The organism is Kitasatospora sp. NPDC022856 (assembly GCF_055561235.1).
Window position 1 is genome coordinate 174,747 of the sequence record NZ_JBVHHE010000016.1, and the last position, 19,584, is coordinate 194,330.

Annotated in this window: 12 protein-coding genes, 1 tRNA gene and 1 pseudogene; 9 read left to right on the top strand and 5 right to left on the bottom strand. The window is 73.4% G+C overall.

What is annotated here, in order from left to right; translation table 11 throughout:
- Window positions 1–8: 8 nt before the first annotated feature.
- Entirely contained in the window at window positions 9–989 is a 981-nt protein-coding gene (locus tag ACZ34W_RS22025) for an ABC transporter permease (RefSeq protein WP_329487777.1), read from the bottom strand.
- Window positions 990–1,307: 318 nt separating this feature from the next.
- Between ACZ34W_RS22025 and ACZ34W_RS22030 the strand changes: the two genes are divergently transcribed.
- A complete protein-coding gene (locus tag ACZ34W_RS22030) occupies window positions 1,308–3,014 on the top strand; it encodes an ABC transporter family substrate-binding protein (RefSeq protein ID WP_465606346.1) in 1,707 nt (568 codons plus the stop codon).
- 558 nt (window positions 3,015–3,572) lie between these two features.
- Window positions 3,573–4,787 carry a low temperature requirement protein A gene (locus ACZ34W_RS22035; RefSeq protein ID WP_465606347.1) on the top strand — a complete coding sequence of 405 codons (1,215 nt, stop codon included), beginning with the start codon at window positions 3,573–3,575 and terminating at the stop codon, window positions 4,785–4,787.
- A gap of 254 nt (window positions 4,788–5,041) precedes the next feature.
- On the opposite strand, the pseudogene ACZ34W_RS22040 reads toward ACZ34W_RS22035, so the two are convergent.
- Window positions 5,042–5,914 (bottom strand): annotated as a pseudogene (locus tag ACZ34W_RS22040) (LysR family transcriptional regulator); the annotation flags it as partial.
- 177 nt (window positions 5,915–6,091) lie between these two features.
- Here ACZ34W_RS22040 and snpA (ACZ34W_RS22045) point away from each other — a divergent pair.
- From snpA (ACZ34W_RS22045) to ACZ34W_RS22065, 5 genes are all read left to right on the top strand, one after another.
- Window positions 6,092–6,739 (top strand): snapalysin, encoded by a 648-nt coding sequence (snpA, locus tag ACZ34W_RS22045; RefSeq protein ID WP_352295627.1) that lies wholly within the window; start codon window positions 6,092–6,094, stop codon window positions 6,737–6,739.
- A gap of 190 nt (window positions 6,740–6,929) precedes the next feature.
- Window positions 6,930–7,556: a snapalysin gene (gene snpA / locus ACZ34W_RS22050; RefSeq protein WP_465606348.1), complete on the top strand. Its 627-nt coding sequence runs from the start codon at window positions 6,930–6,932 to the stop codon at window positions 7,554–7,556.
- 154 nt (window positions 7,557–7,710) lie between these two features.
- Complete coding sequence (locus tag ACZ34W_RS22055) at window positions 7,711–8,367, top strand: pentapeptide repeat-containing protein (protein WP_329487772.1); 657 nt, start codon at window positions 7,711–7,713, stop codon at window positions 8,365–8,367.
- Window positions 8,368–8,541: 174 nt separating this feature from the next.
- Window positions 8,542–10,614 carry a phosphocholine-specific phospholipase C gene (locus tag ACZ34W_RS22060; protein ID WP_465606349.1) on the top strand — a complete coding sequence of 691 codons (2,073 nt, stop codon included), beginning with the start codon at window positions 8,542–8,544 and terminating at the stop codon, window positions 10,612–10,614.
- 200 nt (window positions 10,615–10,814) lie between these two features.
- Window positions 10,815–11,093, top strand: coding sequence for a hypothetical protein (locus tag ACZ34W_RS22065; protein WP_465606350.1), 279 nt, complete (start codon window positions 10,815–10,817; stop codon window positions 11,091–11,093).
- Window positions 11,094–11,186: 93 nt separating this feature from the next.
- Here ACZ34W_RS22065 and ACZ34W_RS22070 read toward each other — a convergent pair whose 3' ends face one another.
- Window positions 11,187–14,471 (bottom strand): S41 family peptidase, encoded by a 3,285-nt coding sequence (locus tag ACZ34W_RS22070; protein ID WP_465606351.1) that lies wholly within the window; start codon window positions 14,469–14,471, stop codon window positions 11,187–11,189.
- Between the two features lie 212 nt (window positions 14,472–14,683).
- On the opposite strand from ACZ34W_RS22070, the gene ACZ34W_RS22075 reads away from it, so the two are divergent.
- Entirely contained in the window at window positions 14,684–16,372 is a 1,689-nt protein-coding gene (locus ACZ34W_RS22075) for a chitinase (protein WP_465606353.1), read from the top strand.
- Between the two features lie 149 nt (window positions 16,373–16,521).
- Here ACZ34W_RS22075 and ACZ34W_RS22080 read toward each other — a convergent pair.
- Both ACZ34W_RS22080 and ACZ34W_RS22085 read right to left on the bottom strand, forming a co-directional pair.
- A tRNA-Lys gene (locus tag ACZ34W_RS22080) sits at window positions 16,522–16,595 on the bottom strand.
- 128 nt (window positions 16,596–16,723) lie between these two features.
- Window positions 16,724–17,632, bottom strand: coding sequence for an NADP-dependent oxidoreductase (locus tag ACZ34W_RS22085; protein WP_465606355.1), 909 nt, complete (start codon window positions 17,630–17,632; stop codon window positions 16,724–16,726).
- A 255-nt stretch (window positions 17,633–17,887) separates the two neighbouring features.
- Between ACZ34W_RS22085 and ACZ34W_RS22090 the strand changes: the two genes are divergently transcribed.
- A complete protein-coding gene (locus tag ACZ34W_RS22090) occupies window positions 17,888–19,471 on the top strand; it encodes a Na+/H+ antiporter (RefSeq protein WP_329487767.1) in 1,584 nt (527 codons plus the stop codon).
- Window positions 19,472–19,584 lie beyond the last annotated feature (113 nt).

The following is a 19,584-nucleotide window of genomic DNA, read 5'->3' on the forward strand; positions in this document are numbered from 1 at the left end:
TCCTCCGGTCAGGACCGCACGCGCGGGTCGAGGGCGGCGTGCAGGGTGTCGGCGAGGAAGCCGGAGGCGAGCACCACCACCGCGGCGAACAGGTTCACGGCGACGACCGAGTTGACGTCCTGTTCGTTGATGGACTGGATGAACCACTCGCCCATCCCGTGCCAGCCGAAGATGGTCTCGGTGAAGGCGGCGCCGGTGAAGATGCCCAGGAAGCTGTAGGCGAACATCGTCGACATCGGGATCACCGCCGTCCGCAGCCCGTGCTTGACCAGGGCGCGGCCGCGGGTGAGGCCCTTGGCCTCGGCGGTGCGCAGGTAGTCGGAGCCGAGCACGTCGAGCATGGTGCCGCGCTGGTAGCGGCTGTAGGTGGCGAGGCCGCCGAGCGCCAGCGAGAGGGTGGGCAGCAGCAGGTGCAGCGCCCAGTCGCCGAGGTGGGCGCCGATCCCGCCGGCCAGCCCGGGGGTCTCGTAGCCGGTGAAGGGGATCACCTCGTGGCCGGCGACGTCCTTGGCGGCGATGGCGCCGTTCTTGAGGAAGAGCGCGACCAGGAAGACCGGGGTGGAGAGCATCACGAAGGAGAAGACGGTGAGCAGCCGGTCGGATATCCGGTACTGGCGCACCGCGCTCCAGGCCCCGGCGGCCACGCCCAGGGCCATCCCGAGCAGGCTGCCGATGAGCAGCAGGCGCAGTGAGACCCAGATCCGCCGGCCGAAGTCGTCCGCCACCGGGGTGTCGTGGATGGTGCGCCCGAGGTCCCCGTGGAGCAGGTCGCCGGCCCAGCGGCCGAAGCGCTCGACGACGGGGGTGCGGTCGTTCAGGTTGAGGTCGGTGAGCTGGCGCTCGACCGAGGCGGCGGCCGGTCGCGGCACCTTGGCCTCGAAGTAGGCGCGCGGCTGGAGGGCGGCGGCGGACAGCGCGTACGCCAGGAACACGGCGGCTATCAGCAGCACCGCGTAGTAGCTGAGCCGCTTCGCCAGGTAGCGGAGCATCAGCGGCCGCCCGGGGTGGGGGCGGGGCCGACGCGTGGGGTGGGCATCGGTGGGTGGCCTTCGGTCGGTGGCCCTGGTGGAGCCGTCGGGGAATGTCCAGGTCAGGAGTGTTGCACCGGCTCAAGGCCGGGGTGTTGCGGCAGTGTTGCCGTCCGTTTCGTTTGGATCAGGTGTGAACTCCGCCCCCTGGTACTCGTGCTGATCGGCTGTTACGTTCGCTCCGCCGGCACCGACTTGGCTGCCCACGCTCAAGCTTCGCCACACCTCGCGACGCTCAACCCTCACCAACCTGATGGATTTCACCCGGGGGGAACCCTCATGGACGCTTCCACCACGCCCGTACGCCGTGCCGGCCGGGCCGCCGTGCTCGCCCTGGCCGTCGCGCTGGCCGCCACCGCGTGCAGTTCGGGCGGCGGCGGGTCGGCCGACAAGGTGGCCAAGAGCGAGCCCCCGAGACAGGGCGCGATCGACGTCAACGCCAAGTCGCCGGACCAGCTGCGCGACGGCGGGGAGGTCCGGTTCCCGCTCTACCAGTGGATCACCCAGTGGAACCCGTTCCAGGTGGACGGCCGCTACGGGGACGCGGTCGAGATCATGCGGGCCCTGGAGCCGAACCTCTTCACCACGGACGAGACCGGCACCTTCAAGCCGGCCCCCGACTACCTGGTGGACGCCAAGGTCACCTCGACCTCGCCGCAGGTCGTCACCTACAAGCTGAACCCGAAGGCCAAGTGGTCGGACGGCAAGCCGCTCGGCTACCTGGACTTCAAGGCGGACTGGGAGGCCAGCGGGGGCAAGAAGGACGGCTACAACATCGCCGACTCCTCCGGCTACGAGCTGATCTCCGGGATCGAGCAGGGCGCCGACGCCTCCGAGGTCAAGGTGAGCTTCTCGGAGCCGTACGCGGACTGGCAGAACCTGTTCCGCCCGCTGATCCCGGCAGCCGGGATCGGCACGGCCGACGACTTCAACAAGGGCTGGGTCGAGAAGATCCCGATCACCGCCGGCGCGTTGAAGATCGGTACGGCGGACAAGACCGCGCAGACCATCACGCTGGTCCCGGACCCGGCCTGGTGGGGGAACAAGCCCAAGGTCGAGAAGATCACCTTCCGGGTGATGTCCCAGTCGGCGACCACCCAGGCGTTCCTGAACAACGAGATCGACTTCGCCACGGCGGGCACCGCCACTGCGTACGGGCAGCTCAAGGACGCCAAGGACGCGGTGATCCGGACCGCCAGCCCGTGGGACGAGGTGCACATCTCGTTCGGCGGCGGCGGCCCGCTGGCGGACCAGAAGGTGCGCCAGGCGCTCGGCAAGGCACTGGACCGCCCCTCGCTGATCAAGATCGCCAACAACGGCGTGCCGGTGGAGTTCAAGCCGCTGGGCAACCACATCTTCATGCCCAACCAGGCCGGCTACCAGGACAACTCGGGCGAGTGGGCCAAGTTCGACCTGGCCGCGGCCAAGAAGGCGCTGGACGAGGCGGGCTGGAAGGAGGCCGGCAGCGGGCAGCCGCGCACCAAGGACGGCCAGCCGCTGACCCTGCACTGGGTGCTCACCGACGCCGCTCCGCAGGCCCAGCTCGACCTGGCCACCGCGGCCCAGTCGATGTGGCTGGCGGCCGGTGTGAAGGTCGAGCTCGACAAGGTCCCGAGCAACGACTTCTTCACCAAGTACGTCAACCCGGGCAAGTTCTCCATCGCCAGCTGGCGCAACACCGACTCGTTCCCGCTCTCCAGCAGCCTCGGCAACTTCCGCCTGCCGCAGGGCGACAACGTCTTCGGCAACTACTCCAAGCTCGGCACGCCCGAGATCGACGGGCTGCTCAAGAAGGCGGCCGGCACCATCGACCCGGTGGAGGCCGCGAAGCTGTACAACCAGGCGGACGCCAAGATCTGGGAGCTCGGCCACACCGTCGAGCTGTACCAGCGGCCGACGGTCGTCGCGAGCCGCACGGGCCTGGCGAACTACGGCGCGTTCGGCCTGGCCAGCGTCGACTACACCACGGTGGGCTGGGAGAAGTAGCGGCCGCCACCGCGGCGGTGGTGGCGCCGGCGGCACGGCTGGCGTCGACGGCACGGCGGGCGCTGGCGAGCAGCGCGGTGATCACGAGGCCGGTGGCGCGGACACGGGTGGAACGGCTCTGCCGCCCCCGCTGTCCTGCCACCGGTCTTGACCTTCCGCGATGCCCGCAGGCACCCGTGTCGTGGGGTCCGTCCGGACCCGCGCGCCTCCAACCGAGGAAAATCTAGCGGGGAGATCCGGGTGGCCGGGCCGTCCGGCGGGGGCGCGCCGGAAACCCGTCGCGCTGTCACCCGGTTCGCGCACCGCGTCGTCAACTCTCGCTGACGGCAAGGCAGAACGGACCTGGGCGCCCGGAGCGGCGCGGTGCGGGAGCGGCGTGCGGGCGTACCGGACGCGGGTCGACGTGGCGCGCCCGGGGGGCCCGAGCGGTCTCCCGCGCGGGCGTGGGGGCGCTCAGGCCGGGCGCGGGGCGGCCGCGCCGGTGCGTGCGCCGGGCCCGGGCCGCTGCCAGGATGCGGCGGGTACAGCCCGTCCGCCCCGGAGCCCGGAGACCCGTCCATGACCAGCGATCCCGCCGCAGCACCCCGCCCGCACCACGTCGACCCGCGTCCGGTGCGCCGGATGGTCCCGCGCAGCCGGAACGAGCCGCACCGGGTCGCCACCCCGCTGGAGCTCTTCTTCGACCTCTGCTTCGTGGTCGCGGTCGGCCAGGCCGGTCGGGAGCTCGCCCACGACCTGGCCGCCGGCCACTACGGGGACGGCCTGCGGGGGTACGTCTTCGCCTTCTTCGCGATCTGGTGGGCCTGGATGAACTTCACCTGGTTCGCCTCCGCCTACGACTGCGACGACGTCCCCTACCGGGTCACCACGCTGGTCCAGATCGCCGGGGTGCTGATCCTCGCCGCCGGGGTGCCCCGGATGTTCGCCGAGCAGGACCTGGTGCTGTCGGTCGTCGGCTACGTGGTGATGCGGCTGGCGATGGTCACCCAGTGGCTGCGCGCGGCGGCCGGCGAGGAGGGGCAGGCCCGCGGGGTGGCACTGCGCTACGCGGCCGGCATCACGCTCTGCCAGCTCGCCTGGGTGGTGATGCTGCTGCTGCCGCACGACGCCCGGGCGTACGTGGTCCCGATCGGCATCGTGGCCGAGCTGTCCGTGCCGGTGATCGCCGAACTGCGGCTCCGGACCAGCTGGCACCCGCACCACATCACGGAGCGGTACGGCCTGTTCACCCTGATCGTGCTCGGCGAGACGGTGGCGGCGGCGACCGTGGCGGTGCAGTCGGCGGTGGACGAGCACGAGGGGCTGGCCCGGCTGCTGCCGGTGGCCGGCGGCGGTCTGCTGATCTGCTTCTCGGCCTGGTGGATCTACTTCGCCCGGCCGGTCCACGACCACCTGCGCACCAACCGGCAGGCCTTCTCCTGGGGCTACGGCCACTACCTGGTGTTCGGCTCGGCGGCGGCGATCGGCTCCGGCCTGGAGGTCGCGGTGGAGTCGGCGGTGCACAAGGCGCACGTCTCGGAGACGGTCGCCACCGCGACGGTGACCGTGCCCACCGCGATCTACCTGTTCACCGTCTGGCTGCTGCACTCGCGGCACACCAAGAGCGGGGCGGAGCAGGCCATGCTGCCCGCCGCCTCGGCGGCGGTGCTGGCGTGCACGGCGGCGGGCGGCTCCGGCGTCCTGGTGGCGGGCCTGGTGACCGCGGCCACGGTGGCAGTGGGCGTCGTGCTGCACGCGCGCAGCGACGCCCGGGCCGCCGCCGGCGCGGCCTGAGGCTCCGGCCGGCCGGGGGCGGCCGCGGCCGGGTGCCCGGCGGGGTGTCCGCCGGGGTGGTGCTCGTGGGGCTGCCCGGGGGAGTGGCCGATGGAGGGCCCTGGGGAGTGGCCGACCAGCTGCTGGAGCGCCTGGCCGTGCCGGGACAGCCAGCCGAGGTAGGTCGGACTGACCCGGGCCAGGTCCAGGTAGGCGGCCCGCAGCTCCCCGTAGAGCGCGTCCAGGGCCGGTGGGCTGAGCGCCCGCGGCCGCCAGGTGAGCAGCAGCCGGACGGCCAGCGGGTCGCCGTGCACCGGCCGGACGACGGTGCCGGGCCCGGGGGCCGAGGTCGGCTGGCAGGGGCGGACGGCCTCGCCGGAGGCGACCAGCTCGGCGGCGGTCGCGTTGTCGCGCACCTGCACCACGCGGGGGTTGAGCCCGGCCTCGCTGAAGACCCGGCGCATCGCGGCGTACTCGTGGTCGGCCGTCGGGTCGACCATCCAGGTGTCCTCGGCGAGGTCGGCCAGGTGGACCACCGGCCGGGCGGCGGCCGGGTGGCCCGCGGCGAGCGCGACGAACTGCGGCTCCCGGGCCATCAGGACCCGGTGCTCGGTGTCCGCCGGGACCTTCAGCGGGAAGCCCTCGCTCTCGTGCACGAAGGCGACGTCCAACTGGTCGGCGGAGACCATCCGCAGCAGGGCGTTGGCGGAGATGTCGATGTGGATGGTGGTGTCGGTCTCCGGCAGCCGGTCGTGCACCCGGCGCAGCCAGGCCGCCACCGCCCTGCTGCCCACGCTGCCGATCCGCAGCCGCCGGGCGCGCTCGCCGCTGGCGGTCTCACGGGCCTCCTGGCGGGCGGCGGCGACCAGCGCGGCCATCTCGGCGATCACCGGCCGGGCCCGGGACAGCACCGAGTGGCCGAGCGCGGTGGGCCGGCTGCCGGTCTGCTCGCGGGTGAACAGCGTTCCGCCGACGGCCCGTTCGATGCGGTGCAGCTGTGTGGTGAGGGAGGGCTGGGTCATGCCGAGCTGGAGCGCAGCCTTGCGGAGGCTGCCGCTGTCGGCAATCGCGCACAGCACCCGGAGGTGTCTCACGTCGAGCTCCACGTCGGGAGCATAACGGTCAATTCGGTGTGACGCCAGGGACATGACAGGTCGTCCGTCCGAACGCCCCCGGCTCCGCGGGTGATTGCCCGGTGCTATCGCCGGTTGACATCATCCGCCGCGCGGCCGCGCTGACCCAAGCTCTGGGGACAGCAAGCATTCATCCGATGCCCGCGACCGGCCCCCACCGGCTGCGGCGCACCCCACCATCGGAGCCCCCACATGCACCGCATTCCGCGGACGTTCTCCGCTGCCCTGGGCCTGGCGCTCGCCGCCGGCCTCGCCGCCCTGCCCGGCACCGCGACCGCCGCCCCCGCGACCGGCGCGGCCCAGCACTACACCGCCGCCGCCTCGGCGCACCCGGGCACCGGGAAGGCCGACAACCAGGCGTTCTACGAGGCCGTGATGAAGTCCGCGCGGGCGAAGCAGGCGGCCACGCCGTACCTGAAGGCCGTCGTGGTGACCTACGACGCGAGCAACGCGCCGTCCTTCGCCTCCGAGATATCCCGGAGCGCCCAGATCTGGAACGGCTCGGTCGCCAACGTCCGCCTCCAGTCCGGCGCGAACGCCGACTTCTCGTACTACGAGGGCGACGACCCGAGCAACGGCTCGTACGCCAGCACCGACGGCCACGGGTCCGGCTACATCTTCCTCGACTACACCCAGAACCAGGAGTACGACTCCACCCGGGTCACGGCGCACGAGACCGGCCACGTACTCGGCCTGCCGGACCACTACTCGGGCCCGTGCAGCGAGCTGATGTCCGGCGGCGGCCCGGGCCCCTCCTGCACCAACCCGTACCCGAACAGCACCGAGCGCAGCCGGGTCAACTCCCTGTGGCGCAACGGTCTGAGCGCCACCACGCGCTGACCGGTCCGCGGGCCCCCGCGCCCCGCCGGTCCCTCCCGCCCCACCTCGTCGGACCGCTCCACCGCCCCACGGTGGAGCGCTCCGCCCGCTCCACCGCTCCGCCCGCTCCACCGTTCATCAGTTCACCCGTTCACCCGTTCGCCGTGGCCCACCCCCAGCGGCCCCGGCACCCGCGAACAGGAGCCCCCACATGAACCGCATGTCCCGCACGCTCTCCGCGGCCGTCGGCCTGGTGCTCGCCGCCGGCCTGGCCGCCCTGCCCACCACCGCCGTCGCCGCGCCCGCCCCGGCGGTCCAGGGCTACACGGCCACCACCGCCTACGCCGGCTCGGCCGCCGAGGACGCGAACAACCAGGCGTTCTACGAGGCCGTGATGAAGTCCGCGCTGGCCAAGCAGGCGGCCACGCCGTACCTGAAGGCCGTCGTGGTGACCTACGACGCCAGCAGCGCGCCGACCTTCCGCAACCAGATATCGCAGAGCGCCCAGATCTGGAACGGCTCGGTCACCAACGTGCAGCTGCGCTCCGGGACCAACGCCGACTTCCGCTACTACGAGGGCAACGACTCGCGCGGGTCCTACGCCAGCACCAACGGGCACGGCCAGGGCTACATCTTCCTGGACTACGCCCAGAACCGTCAGTACAACTCCACCCGGGTCACGGCGCACGAGACCGGCCACGTGCTCGGCCTGCCGGACCACTACTCGGGCCCGTGCAGCGAGCTGATGTCCGGCGGCGGCCCGGGCCCCTCCTGCACCAACCCCTACCCGAACAGCACCGAGCGCAGCCGGGTCAACTCCCTGTGGCTCCGCGGCTGACCCCTCGGCCGATCCCCGGTCGGACCGCGTGACCGCGTGACCGCGTGAACCGCCGACAGGGCCCGGCCGCTCCCCCCGAGCGGCCGGGCCCTGTCGGTGCCACGTGCGAGCATGCCGACGAGGACCAGTCCACCGACCGCGAGGTACCGCCGCCATGCCGCTCTCCGTCCCCGACCGCCTGGCCGACCTGCCGTACGCCCACCTGCTGCGCCCGCACTCCGGCCCGCTGCGCAGCGACGAGCGCTACGACACCGTCCACTTCGACGGTGGCGAGTACACCGACCAGTCCGCCGGCGGCGCCACCTTCCTGGAGTGCGCCTTCACCGGCGTCGCGCTGAGCGGGGTCAGGCTGCGCCGGGCCCGCTTCAACGAGGTCTGGGCCCAGGCCGGCCGCTGGGTGGCCTGCGACCTCAGCGACACCGAGTGGCAGGACAGCGCCGTCACCGGCGGGGTGCTGGCGGGGGTGGCCGCGCACGGTTCGGCGCTGCGCCGGACGGTCTTCCGCGGCTGCAAGCTGGAGGCGGTCAACCTGCGCGCCGCCGTCCTGCGCGACGTCGTCTTCGAGGACTGCCTGCTGCGCGACGTGGACTTCGGCGACGCCAAGCTGACCGAGGTCTCCTTCCCGGGCTCCACCCTGGAGGAGGTCCGGTTCCGCGGCGCCAAGCTGACCAAGGCGGACCTTCGCGGCGCCGTCCGGCTGGGCCTGCCCGACGGCCACCAGGGCCTGCAGGGCGCCGTCATCAGCTCTCCGCAGCTCCTCGAACTGGCACCGCTGTTCGCCCAGGCCCTGGGGATCACGGTGAAGGACTGACCCGGGGCGGTGAGCCCGCCGTTCAGACCGGCGTCGCCCGGTGACGACCGGGCGAACAGTCCGCCAACCCTGCCCCGGCCCTCTGGTGGGGCGGTCCGGGCGGCGGGAGGATGCTGCGCGATCGAGCCCCAACTTGTGTGCACAACATCGCCAGTGAAGGGACGGGCTGGGCTGATGGCCGAGCTGAGTCGTAGAAAGTTCGTCGCGTTGTCCGGAGCCGCCGCGGCAGGCCTGGCCGTGGCCGGGACCACCGGTGCGGGGGCGGCGCCGGGCGCGCCCGCCGCGGCGCCGTCGGCGGCGCTGTCGCAGACCGGCACCATCGCGGACGCGAAGCACATCGTCATCCTGATGCAGGAGAACCGCAGCTTCGACCACTACTTCGGGATGCTGCGCGGCGTGCGCGGCTTCGCCGACCGCAGCGCGATCCAGATCGCCAACGGGTACAGCGTCTTCAACCAGCCCAACGGGCTCGGGCGGCAGTACCCGTGGCAGTTCAGCGCCACCAAGCCGGCCGGCGGCGCCGACCCCGAGCGCCTGGCCCAGTGCAACGGCGACCTGGCTCATGGCTGGTCCGACCAGCACCGGGCTTGGAACGGCGGCAAGATGGACTCCTGGGTCGCCGCCAAGGGCAACGTCCGCACGCTCGGGTTCCTCACCCGCCAGGACATCCCGTTCCACTACGCGCTCGCCGAGAACTGGACCATCTGCGACGCCTACTTCTGTTCCGTCCTCAGCGCCACCGGCCCCAACCGCACCTACCACTGGTCCGGTCAGATCGACCCGGACGGCGCGGCGGGCGGCCCGGCGAACGACGGCGGCGACGAGAAGGGCCTGCGCTGGCAGACCTACGCCGAGGCGCTGGAGGGCGCCGGCGTGAGCTGGAAGGTCTACCAGAACGCGGCCGACAACTACGGCGACAACGCCCTGGCCTACTTCACGGCGTTCAGCTCCGCCCCGGCGGGCAGCCCGCTCGCGGTCAAGGGCATGGGCTCCGTCCCCAAGGCGACCGGCCGGACCCCGGACGACATCGTCGCCGCGCTCAGGGCCGACGCGCTGAACGGCACGCTCCCGCAGGTCTCCTGGATCGTCCCCGACCAGGGCTCCTCCGAGCACCCCTACTCGACCCCCCAGGACGGCGCGCACTTCGTCCACAACGTGATCGACGCCCTGGCCGCCGCCCCGGACGTCTTCAACTCCACCGTCCTCTTCCTCAACTACGACGAGAACGACGGCTTCTTCGACCACGTCCCGCCGCCCGCCGCGCCGGCCGGTACCCCGGGCGAGTTCTACGGCGGGACCAACATCGGCCTCGGCTTCCGCGTCCCGATGATCGCCATCTCGCCCTGGACCCGCGGCGGCTGGGTCAACTCCGAGGTCTTCGACCACACCTCGGTGCTGCGCTTCCTGGAGAAGTGGACGGCCGCCATCGGCAAGCCGGCCACCTGCCCCAACATCACCGACTGGCGCCGCCGGGTCTGCGGCGACCTCACCAGCGCCTTCGACTTCGCCAACCCGGTCTACGGCCTGCCCGCCCTGCCCAACACCGACGCGGTGATCGGCATGTCGAGCTGCGGACCGCTGCCCAACCCGGCGCCGGTCGACAACAAGTTGCCCGTCCAGGAGCCCGGCACCCGTCCGGCCCGCGCCCTGCCGTACCAGCCGAACGCCAACCTGGACCGCCTGGAGTTCGGCTCCGCCGGGGCGATCAAGGTCTGGCTGACGATGGCCAACGAGGGCGCGGTCGCCCAGAAGTCGGCGCACTTCGCGGCCTACGCCAACGCCTACCGCAGCGGCGGGCCCTGGCAGTACACCGTCGACCCGGGCGGCAACCAGAGCGACTTCTTCAACTGCGGCACCGGCTTCGGCGGCGGCCCGTACGACCTCTCGGTCGTCGGCCCCAACCGCTTCCTGCGCCGCTTCAGGGGCGATGCCACCAAGGCGGGCAAGAACGCGGCGGTCACCGCCTCGTACGCGGTCGAGCCGGGTACCGGGAAGCCGGCGCTCTACCTCAAGCTCGCCAACACCGGCACCACGGCGCTGACCTTCACCATCACCTCGAACAACTACCGCACGGACGGCCCCTGGACGTACCAGGTGCCGGCCGGCGGCAGCGTGAGCGACTTCTTCAACGTGGTCGCCTACACCAACGGCTGGTACGACTTCACCGTCACGGTGACCGCGGACAGCTCCTGGTCGCAGCGGTTCACCGGCCATCTGGAGACCGGTACGGCCAGCGTCAGCGGCTGATCCCCGGGCGCTGGATCCAGCCACCGGATCCAGCCGCCGCCGGGCCCCGGCCCCCGGGAGGACGACGGTCGGTGATCCCCCGGGGGCCGTCCGCGCGCGGGCTCCCGGGGGCCGGGGCCCGGGCGGCCCGCCAGCGGATGCGCCCGCCGGACACCGGTGTGAGAGTGGGGGCAGCCCGGAAGTCGTCCGGAGGAGGAGTCATGGGCATCTTCGACAGGTTCCGCCACAAGGCGCACGACGCCGCCGGGGAGGCCAGGTCCTCCTCACTCGGCGGGAGCCAGGAACAGGACACCACCGCGATGACGGACCCCGCCCAGCGGGCCGCGCTCGCCCACGACGAGGCCGCCGACGCGTTCGGCGCCGAGACCGAACGGGCCCGCCGGGTCGGCGAGGCCCGGCAGACCCCCCGGGTCACCGAACGGGAGGCCGAGGAGCGGGCCCGCGAGGACATGACGGCCGAGGGTGATCCCTGGGACTGACGCCGACCGCTGATCGCCGACTGCCGACCGCTGATCGGCACGCCGTAGGGACGCGCCCGCCGGGCGCGTCCCCACGGCGTTCCCGGGCGCCGGTCAGTGCCCGCGCGGCGGCAGCGGCGGCCGCCGCAGGTTCGGCCGCGGGGTGTCGTCCGGTGGCGGGACGGCGGCCGGCGCGTCCTCCAGCAGGTCCAGCGCCAGCCGGACGGCCGTGACCAGCTCGGGGTGCTGCCCCCGGGCCCAGTCCTGCGGGGTGCGCAGCACGTGCACGTCCGGCTCCACGCCGTGGTTCTCCACCGACCAGCCGAGCCCGCCGGTGAACCAGGAGGCGTTCTTCGGCACCGAGATCTGCGTCCCGTCGCCGAGCGTGTGCCGCCCGGTCATGCCGACCACCCCGCCCCAGGTGCGGTTGCCGACCACCGGGCCGAGCCGCAGCAGCTTGATCGCGGCGATGATGACGTCGCCGTCCGAGCTGGTGGCCTCGTCGGCCAGGGCCACGATCGGTCCGCGCGGTGCGTTGCGCGGCCAGCGCACCGGCTGGCGCCCCCGGCTGAAGTCCCAGGCCAGCACCGGCCGGGTGAGCTTCTCCAGGACCAGCTCGGAGACGTTGCCGCCGGCGTTGCCGCGGACGTCCAGGACCAGCGCGGGCTTGTCCAGCTCCCGGCGGAGGTCCCGGTTGAACTGGGCCCAGCCCGAGCCGCCCAGGTCCGGGATGTGCAGGTAGCCGCACCGGCCGTCGCTGAACTCCCGGACCAGGGAGCGGCGCTTGGCCACCCAGTCCTGGTAGCGGATGGGCCGCTCGTCGGTCAGCGGGGTGACGGTGATCCGGCGGATCCCGGTGCCCCGGCCGTCCCGGCCCTCCCGGCCGCGCAGGGTCAGCTCGACGCTGGTGCCGCCGGTGCCGGCCAGCAGCGGGGCCGGACCGCGCACCCGGTCCACCGGGCGACCGGCCACCGCCAGCAGCTCGTCGCCGTCCCGGACGCCCTGGGAGGCCAGCGGGGCCCGGGCACGCGGGTCGGAGGACTCGCCGGGCAGGATGCGGTCGACCAGCCAGCGGCCGTCAGCGGAGTGGCGGGCGTTGGCGCCGAGCAGGCCGAGCGGCTGCTGGACCGGTGAGGGCCCCTCGCCGCGCCGGGACGGCGTGACGTACGCGTGCGAGGTGCCCAGCTCGCCGAGCAGCTCGCGGAGCAGGTCGGCGAAGTCGTCCGGCCCGGCGATCCGCTCCAGCAGCGGCTCGTACTGGGCGACCAGCGCGGGCCAGTCCAGCCCGGACATCCCGGCGTCCCAGAACTGGTCCCGGACGATCCGCGCCGCCTCGTGGTACGCCTGGCGCCACTCGGCGGCCGGACGCACGGTGTGGGTGATCCGCCGCAGGTCCACCGTGGTGCCGGCGGACGGCGCGGTGACCGGGACGATCCGCAGGGTGCCGGCCGAGTAGACCGCGACCGAGCCGCCGTCGCCCGAGACGGCGTAGCCGTCCAGCTTGTCGGCCAGCGTGCTGCGGGTGCCCCGGGCCAGGTCGAAGTACTCCAGCGAGGGGCGGCCGGAGGTGTCGTCCGGGTTGGTGAAGGTCTGTCCGAGGGTGCCGGAGATCGGCCAGCGCAGCCAGACCAGCCCGCTCCGCACGGCGTCGGTCGCCGAGTACTTGGAGGCGATCACCGGGAACGGCAGCAGCCGCTCGCCGATGCCCCGCGGGTCCACGTGCACGGTGCCGTCCCCGCCGCCGTCGCCGCGTGGGGCGCCGTCCTCGGCGGGGGCGGCGAACGGGGACGGGGTGTCGGCGGTGAGCGGGACGAGGTAGGGGCGGCAGCCGAGCGGGAAGGAGAGGTCGCCGGTGTGCACGTCGTGCACCGGGTCGAAGCCGCGCCAGGACAGGAAGGCCAGGTAGCGGCCGTCCCGGGTGAACACCGGCTGCTCGTCCTCGAAGCGGCCGTCGGTGATCTCGGTGATCGGCGCGGGCACGTCGGTGCGGGTCAGCCGGATCCGGCGCAGGGAGCGGCCCGCGACCGGCTGGGACCAGGCGATCCAGTGCGAGTCGGGGGAGAAGCGGGCACCGCCGACCGGCCCGTGCTCGGAGGCGGCCAGTTCGCGGACGGCGCCGTCCGCGGTGGCGACCAGCAGCAGCCGTCCGTCGGAGGCGGCGGCGGCCAGGTGGGTGCCGTCGGGGGAGGCGGTGAGCTCCAGGACGCGCCCGAGCCGGCCGGCGGCGAGCACCCGGTGCCGGTGCGTCCCCGTGCCGTCCGCCGCCGGGCCCGCGCCGTCCGCCGCCGTCCCCGGATCGTCGCCCCCGTGCCCGGTGGCGTCGTGGCCGGGCAGCGGGACGATCTCGACCGCGTCCTCGCCCTGTGCGTCGGTGATCCAGCCCGCCTCACCGGTGTGCCCGAGCAGGACCGGCAGCCGGGTGCGCACGCCCGGGGTGTCGGCGAGCGCCCGGGCCGGGCCGTCCCGGTGGGTGAGCCAGTACTGGCTGCCCCGCACGGTGATCAGCCCGGCGCGGCCGGTGTGGTCGCAGGCCAGGTCCTTGACGTGGGAGGCGGCGCTCACCTGGTACGGCCGCCGGCCGGCCCGGGCGCCGCCCAGCGGCACCCGCAGCCGGTGCGGCGCGGGCGCGTCCAGGCCCTCCAGCACCCAGAGGTCGCCGGCGTGCTGGTAGACGATCCGGGTGCCGTCGGTGGCGGCCTCGCGGGCGTAGTAGGAGGCGTGGTCGGTGTGCCGGCGCAGGTCGGTGCCGTCGGGGCGGCAGGAGTAGAGGTTGCCGATGCCCTCGTGGTCGGAGAGGAAGGCGATCCGGTCGCCGACCGGCATGGGCGAGGCGAGGTGCCCCCGGTGACCGGCCAGGACCTGCTCGCCGTCCACCCAGAGCCGGCCGGTGGCGCCGCCCCGGTAGCGCTTCCAGGCGGCCGGCTCGTGCGGCGCCGAGCCGGTGAGCAGCACGGTGTGCGCCCGGCTCAGCTGGGCGTCGCCGACCGGCCCCCAGGGCATCCGGCGGCCGGGGGAGCCGTCCGGCGGCAGCGCGTGTGCCCAGGTGTAGTGGCCGAAGGGCTCGTGGTAGGAGGTGACGGCGAGGAGTTCGCCGTCCGGCAGCCAGCCGCGCAGCCGGGTGTCCTGGCTGCCCCAGTAGCTGAGCCGGACGGCCTCGCCGCCCTCGACCGGCGCGGTCCAGATCTCGGGGGTCGGGCTCTGCCAGGCGGTCCAGGCCAGGGTGCGCCCGTCGGGGGAGATCCGGGGGTGGCTGACCCTGGTCCGGTCGCAGCTGACCCGCCAGGCACGGCCGACGGTGCCGCCGGGGGAGAGCGGGGCGATCCAGACGTCGTCCTCGGCGGTGAACGCCAGCAGGCCCCCGCGCAGGTGCGGGTAGCGGAGGTAGCCGGGTGCCGTCATCTCTCCATGGTTCGACGGGGTGTTACGCGCGGCAACCGGACGCGCCGCGCGGCAGGGTCCGACCGGTCTGGACCATTGACACCGCACGGCCGAATCCACTTCAGTGGTCTAGTCCAACTAGGGTGCGCGGTCGGGCCGAACCCCCACTGGCACGTACCTTCGCCGTGCCCTCGGACGTCCCCCACGATCCGCGCCCCCGCAGGAGTCCCCGCATGCGCAGAACACCTGTAGCCGCACCCGTCCCGCCCCGCCGGCGCCCCCGCACACTGCTCGCCGCCGGCACCGCCTCGGCCGTCGCCGCCGCGACCATGGTCGGCCTGACCCTCGGCCTCGCGCCCGCCGCCTCGGCCGGGGAGTTCCTGGTCAACGGCGGTTTCGAGAGCGGGGCCAGCGGCCCCTGGAACTGCTCCGCCGGCACCGGCAGCGTCGTCACCGGCCAGGCCCACAGCGGCAGTTACGCGCTCGCCGCGGCCGCCTCGGCCGGTGACACGGCCCGCTGCGCCCAGACCGTCACGGTCGCCCCCAACACCACCTACACGCTCAGCGCGTACCTCAAGGGCTCGTACGTCTACCTCGGCGTGGACGGCGGCACCAGCACCTGGACGCCGGGCACCGGCGGCGCCTACCAGAAGCTCAGCGTCAGCTTCACCACGTCCGCGACCCAGACCAGCGCCACCGTGTACACCCACGGCTGGTACGGCCAGGGCACCTACTACGCGGACGACGTCTCGCTGGACGGCCCGGGCGCGCCCAGCCCGACGCCCACCGTGCCGCCCACGGTCACGCCCACCGTCACCCCCACGGTGACCCCGACCGTCACGCCCACCGTGACCCCGACGGTCACCCCGACCGTGACGCCCACCGGTACGCCCACCGGGCCGGCCGGCAGCCACGCCCTGGTCGGCTACCTGCACGCCAGCTTCGCCAACGGCGCCGGCTACACCAAGGTCGCCGACGTCCCGGACTCCTGGGACTTCATCAACCTCTCCTTCGGCGAGCCGACCTCCGTCACCTCCGGCGACATCCGGTTCAACCGCTGCCCGGTCACCGAGTGCCCGGGGGTGGAGTCCGACGCGGACTTCAAGGCCGCGATCGCCGCCAAGCGGGCCAAGGGCAAGAAGGTGCTGATCTCGATCGGCGGCCAGAACGGCCAGGTCCAGCTCACCACCACGGCCGCCCGCGACGCCTTCGTCAGCTCGGTCTCGGCGATCATCGACAAGTGGGGGCTGGACGGCCTCGACATCGACTTCGAGGGCCACTCGCTCTCGCTGAACACCGGCGACACCGACTTCAAGAACCCGACCAGCCCGGTCGTCGTCAACCTGATCTCCGCCGTGAAGACGCTGAAGGCCAAGTACGGCCCGAACTTCGTCCTCACCATGGCCCCGGAGACCTTCTTCGTCCAACTCGGCTACCAGTACTACGGGTCCGGCCCGTGGGGCGGCCAGGACCCGCGCGCCGGCGCCTACCTGCCGGTGATCCACGCCCTGCGCGACGACCTCACCCTGCTGCACGTCCAGGACTACAACTCCGGCTCGATCATGGGCCTGGACAACCAGTACCACTCGATGGGCGGCGCCGACTTCCACGTCGCGATGACCGACATGCTGCTCAAGGGCTTCCCGGTGGCGGGCAACACCAACAACGTGTTCCCGGCGCTGCCCGCGAGCAAGGTCGCCATCGGCATGCCGGCCACCACCAACGCGGGCAACGGCTACGTCGCCCCCGCCGAGGTCAACAAGGCGCTGGACTGCCTCACCAAGGCCACCAACTGCGGCAGCTACGTCCCCAAGGCCGGCCCCCAGCCGAACCTGCGCGGCCTGATGACCTGGTCGATCAACTGGGACCAGTTCGGCGGCCGTGAGTTCTCCAAGAACTTCGACAGCTACTTCCGCCGCTGACCGACCGCCGCTGACCGACCACCGCTGACCGACCGCCCCCGCCGGGCGCCGGACGGGATCGCCCCCGTCCGGCGCCACGAGGTCCGGCTTAAGGGGCCCGGAAACGCCGGAAGGCCCCTCGCTCTCACGAGGGGCCTTCCGGCTGTCTGTGCGCCGCCAGGGACTCGAACCCCGGACCCGCTGATTAAGAGTCAGCTGCTCTAACCAACTGAGCTAGCGGCGCCTGCTGACGCGGAGAACACTACCTGGTCAGCAGCCGAAACTCACAATCGGGGGGCCGAACGGCCCCGCGCCCCGGCCCGCCGCCGGTGGCCCGGGGCGCGGCGTCCGGGGATCGGGGGCGCGCCGGGATCACGGGGTGAGCACCACCTTGCCCCGGACGTGGCCGGTGCCGACCATCCGGTGCGCCTCGGCCGCGCGCTCCAGCGGGAAGGTGTCGGCGATCTCCAGCCGCAGACCGCCCGACTCCCAGAGTTCGACCAGCTCGGCCAGCCGGGCCGCCGTCCGCGGCCCCCGCAGCATGCGCAGGCCGAGCCGCGCGGCGGTCGGGAAGTCCACGATGGTGCCGATCCGGTCCCGGTCGGAGACCAGCTCCACGGAGGCCTCCAGGGCGCCGCGCCCGGCCGCGTCGAAGGCCGCGTCCACCCCCTGCGGCGCCACCGCCCGCACCCGCTCGACCAGCCCGTCCCCGTACCCGACCGGGATCGCGCCCAGCTCGCGCAGATAGGCGTGGTTGCGGTCGCTCGCGGTGCCGATCACGGTGGCGCCCCAGGCGCGGGCGAGCTGGACGGCGACCGTGCCGACTCCGCCCGAGGCGCCGTGGACCAGGACGGTGTCGCCCCGGCCGACCCCCAGCAGGGTCAGCGCGACATGGGCGGTCTGCCCGGAGGCGGACAGCGAGCCCGCCTGCTCCCACGGCATCCCGGCCGGCTTGGGGACCAGCTGGGAGCCGTCGACGGTGACGAACTCGGCGTGGCTGTTCAGCGGCCGGAAGCCCAGCACCTGGTCGCCGACCGCCCAGCCCCGGCTGTCGGGGCCGAGCTGGTCGACCACCCCGGCGAACTCGTTGCCCGGGACGGCCGGCAGCTCGACCCGCACGCCCGGTGGTGCCCAGCCCTCCCGGACGGCGAGGTCGGCGGGCTGCACCCCGGCCGCGTAGACGCGGACCCGCACCTCGCCCGGTCCGGCGGCGGGGGTGGGTACCTCGGCCACCCGCAGCACCTCTGGGCCGCCGAACCGGGGGACGGTCACAGCCTTCATCTGGAGCTCCTGCCTCGTGGTCTGCGCACTCGGTCCTGCCTGCGCCCCGATCATCGAAGGTGAAGCGGACTTGAGGTCAAGGGCCCTCCGGCGTGTTGCGTCAACTGAGCGCATTGTCGGATTTATCCTCGACGGCGGCCCGAGTCGCGCCCGGCCGCCCCCGTCGTCCGCCACCTGCCCGTCGCCACCCGCTCCGCCAGCCACCCTCCGCCACCCGCTCTCCGCCACCGATCCGCCGTCGAGAGGAACCTCCCCGTGGGCCAGCTGCCCCTGCTCTTCGTGGTGCTGCTCGCCTCCGTCGTGACCATGCCGCTCGCCCGGCGGACGGGCGTGCCGCAGCCCGTGCTGATGACCCTGCTGGGCATCGTCATGGCGCTGGTCCCGCAGATCCCGGACGTCACCCTCGACCCGGACCTGATCCTCCCGCTGGTCCTGCCGCCGCTGATCTTCGCCGTCGCCCGGCGCTCCTCGGTCCGCTACTTCCGGGCCAACATCCGCTCCATCCTTCTGCTCGCGGTCGCGCTGGTGGTGGTCACCACCACCGCGGTCGCCGGCACCGTGCACGCCCTGCTTCCCGCGCTGCCGGTCGCGGCCGCCGTCGCGGTCGGCGCGCTGGTCTCCCCGCCGGACCCGGTCGCCGCCGTCGCGGTGGCCGGCAGCATCGGCCTGCCGCGCCGGCTGGTGTCGATCCTGGAGAGCGAGGGCCTGTTCAACGACGTCACCGCGATCGTCATCTACTCGCTGGCCATCGACGCGGTGGTCAGCGGCGACTTCTCGCCCGGCCACGCGGTGCTGCGCTTCGTGCTCTCGGCCGTCCTCGCCGTCATCATCGGCGTCGGCCTCGGCTGGCTCAACGCCAAGCTCGCCTCCTTCCTGGAGGACCCCACCCAGCAGGTCGCGCTCAACCTGCTGGTGCCCTTCGCCGCCTACACCCTGGCCGAGGAGATCCACGGCTCCGGTGTGCTCGCCGTCGTGGTCTGCGCGCTCTACCTGGCGGAACGCGCCGCGGAGGCCGACGCCGTCTCCTACCGGCTGGTGGGCAACGCCTTCTGGGAGATCGTCGAGATCCTGATCACCGGGGTCGCCTTCGGCCTGATCGGCCTGGAGCTGGCCACCGTCCTGAAGGAGGCCGGCACCGGCTGGACGAGCATGCTCGGCGACGCGGCCGCCGTCATCGCCGTGGTGGTCGTGACCCGGCTGCTCTGGCTGCTGCCGGCCGGCTGGCTCTCCCGGAAGCTGCGGGCCGACGTGGAGGAGGACACCCCGATCAGCTGGCAGGAGAGCGTGGTGCTCTGGTGGTCCGGGATGCGCGGGGTGGCCACCGTCGCGCTCGCCCTGGCCGTCCCGCTGACCGTCGACTCCGGCGAGGGCTTCCCCGAACGCGGCCGGCTGGTCTTCATCGCCTTCAGCGTCGTCCTCTTCACCCTGCTGGTCCAGGGGCTCACCCTGCCGTGGCTGGCCAAGCGGCTGCACCTGGACATCGACCAGGACAAGCACGAGCAGGCGGTGCGCGAGCTCTGGTGGCGGGCCGCCCGGGCCGGGCTCGAACGGCTCGGCGAACTGGAGGAGCAGGACAAGCTGCCCGCCGAGGTCGCCGATCGCCTGCGGGACCGTCAGCACGACCGGCTGGCCCGGCTCTGCCCGGAGAAGTACGCCGAGGAGGAGGCCAGCGAGGCCAAGCTGCGGCTGAGCCAGTGGCGCGCCGCGTACAGCGTCGAGCAGGAGATGATCGCCGCCTCCCGGCGCGAGATGCTGGCCGCCCGCAGCGAGCTCGGCGCCGACCCGGAGCTGGTCGACCGGGTGCTGCGCGGGCTCGACCTCCGCTCCGAACGGAAGTGACGCGCCGTCCGGGGGTGCCGGCGGCGTCCGCGCAGCCGGCCCGGGGGCACCCCCGGCGGCGGCCCGCCGGGCCGGTGGCCGCCGGGCCACGGAGCGTCCCCGAACGGAATGTG

What these genes read in the sequence shown, in the direction of transcription:
- ACZ34W_RS22025 (WP_329487777.1), bottom strand. Translation starts at nt 989, where the DNA reads ATGCTCCGCTACCTGGCGAAGCGGCTCAGCTACTACGCGGTGCTGCTG.
- ACZ34W_RS22030 (WP_465606346.1), top strand. Translation starts at nt 1,308, where the DNA reads ATGGACGCTTCCACCACGCCCGTACGCCGTGCCGGCCGGGCCGCCGTG.
- ACZ34W_RS22035 (WP_465606347.1), top strand. Translation starts at nt 3,573, where the DNA reads ATGACCAGCGATCCCGCCGCAGCACCCCGCCCGCACCACGTCGACCCG.
- snpA (WP_352295627.1), top strand. Translation starts at nt 6,092, where the DNA reads ATGCACCGCATTCCGCGGACGTTCTCCGCTGCCCTGGGCCTGGCGCTC.
- snpA (WP_465606348.1), top strand. Translation starts at nt 6,930, where the DNA reads ATGAACCGCATGTCCCGCACGCTCTCCGCGGCCGTCGGCCTGGTGCTC.
- ACZ34W_RS22055 (WP_329487772.1), top strand. Translation starts at nt 7,711, where the DNA reads ATGCCGCTCTCCGTCCCCGACCGCCTGGCCGACCTGCCGTACGCCCAC.
- ACZ34W_RS22060 (WP_465606349.1), top strand. Translation starts at nt 8,542, where the DNA reads ATGGCCGAGCTGAGTCGTAGAAAGTTCGTCGCGTTGTCCGGAGCCGCC.
- ACZ34W_RS22065 (WP_465606350.1), top strand. Translation starts at nt 10,815, where the DNA reads ATGGGCATCTTCGACAGGTTCCGCCACAAGGCGCACGACGCCGCCGGG.
- ACZ34W_RS22070 (WP_465606351.1), bottom strand. Translation starts at nt 14,471, where the DNA reads ATGACGGCACCCGGCTACCTCCGCTACCCGCACCTGCGCGGGGGCCTG.
- ACZ34W_RS22075 (WP_465606353.1), top strand. Translation starts at nt 14,684, where the DNA reads ATGCGCAGAACACCTGTAGCCGCACCCGTCCCGCCCCGCCGGCGCCCC.
- ACZ34W_RS22085 (WP_465606355.1), bottom strand. Translation starts at nt 17,632, where the DNA reads ATGAAGGCTGTGACCGTCCCCCGGTTCGGCGGCCCAGAGGTGCTGCGG.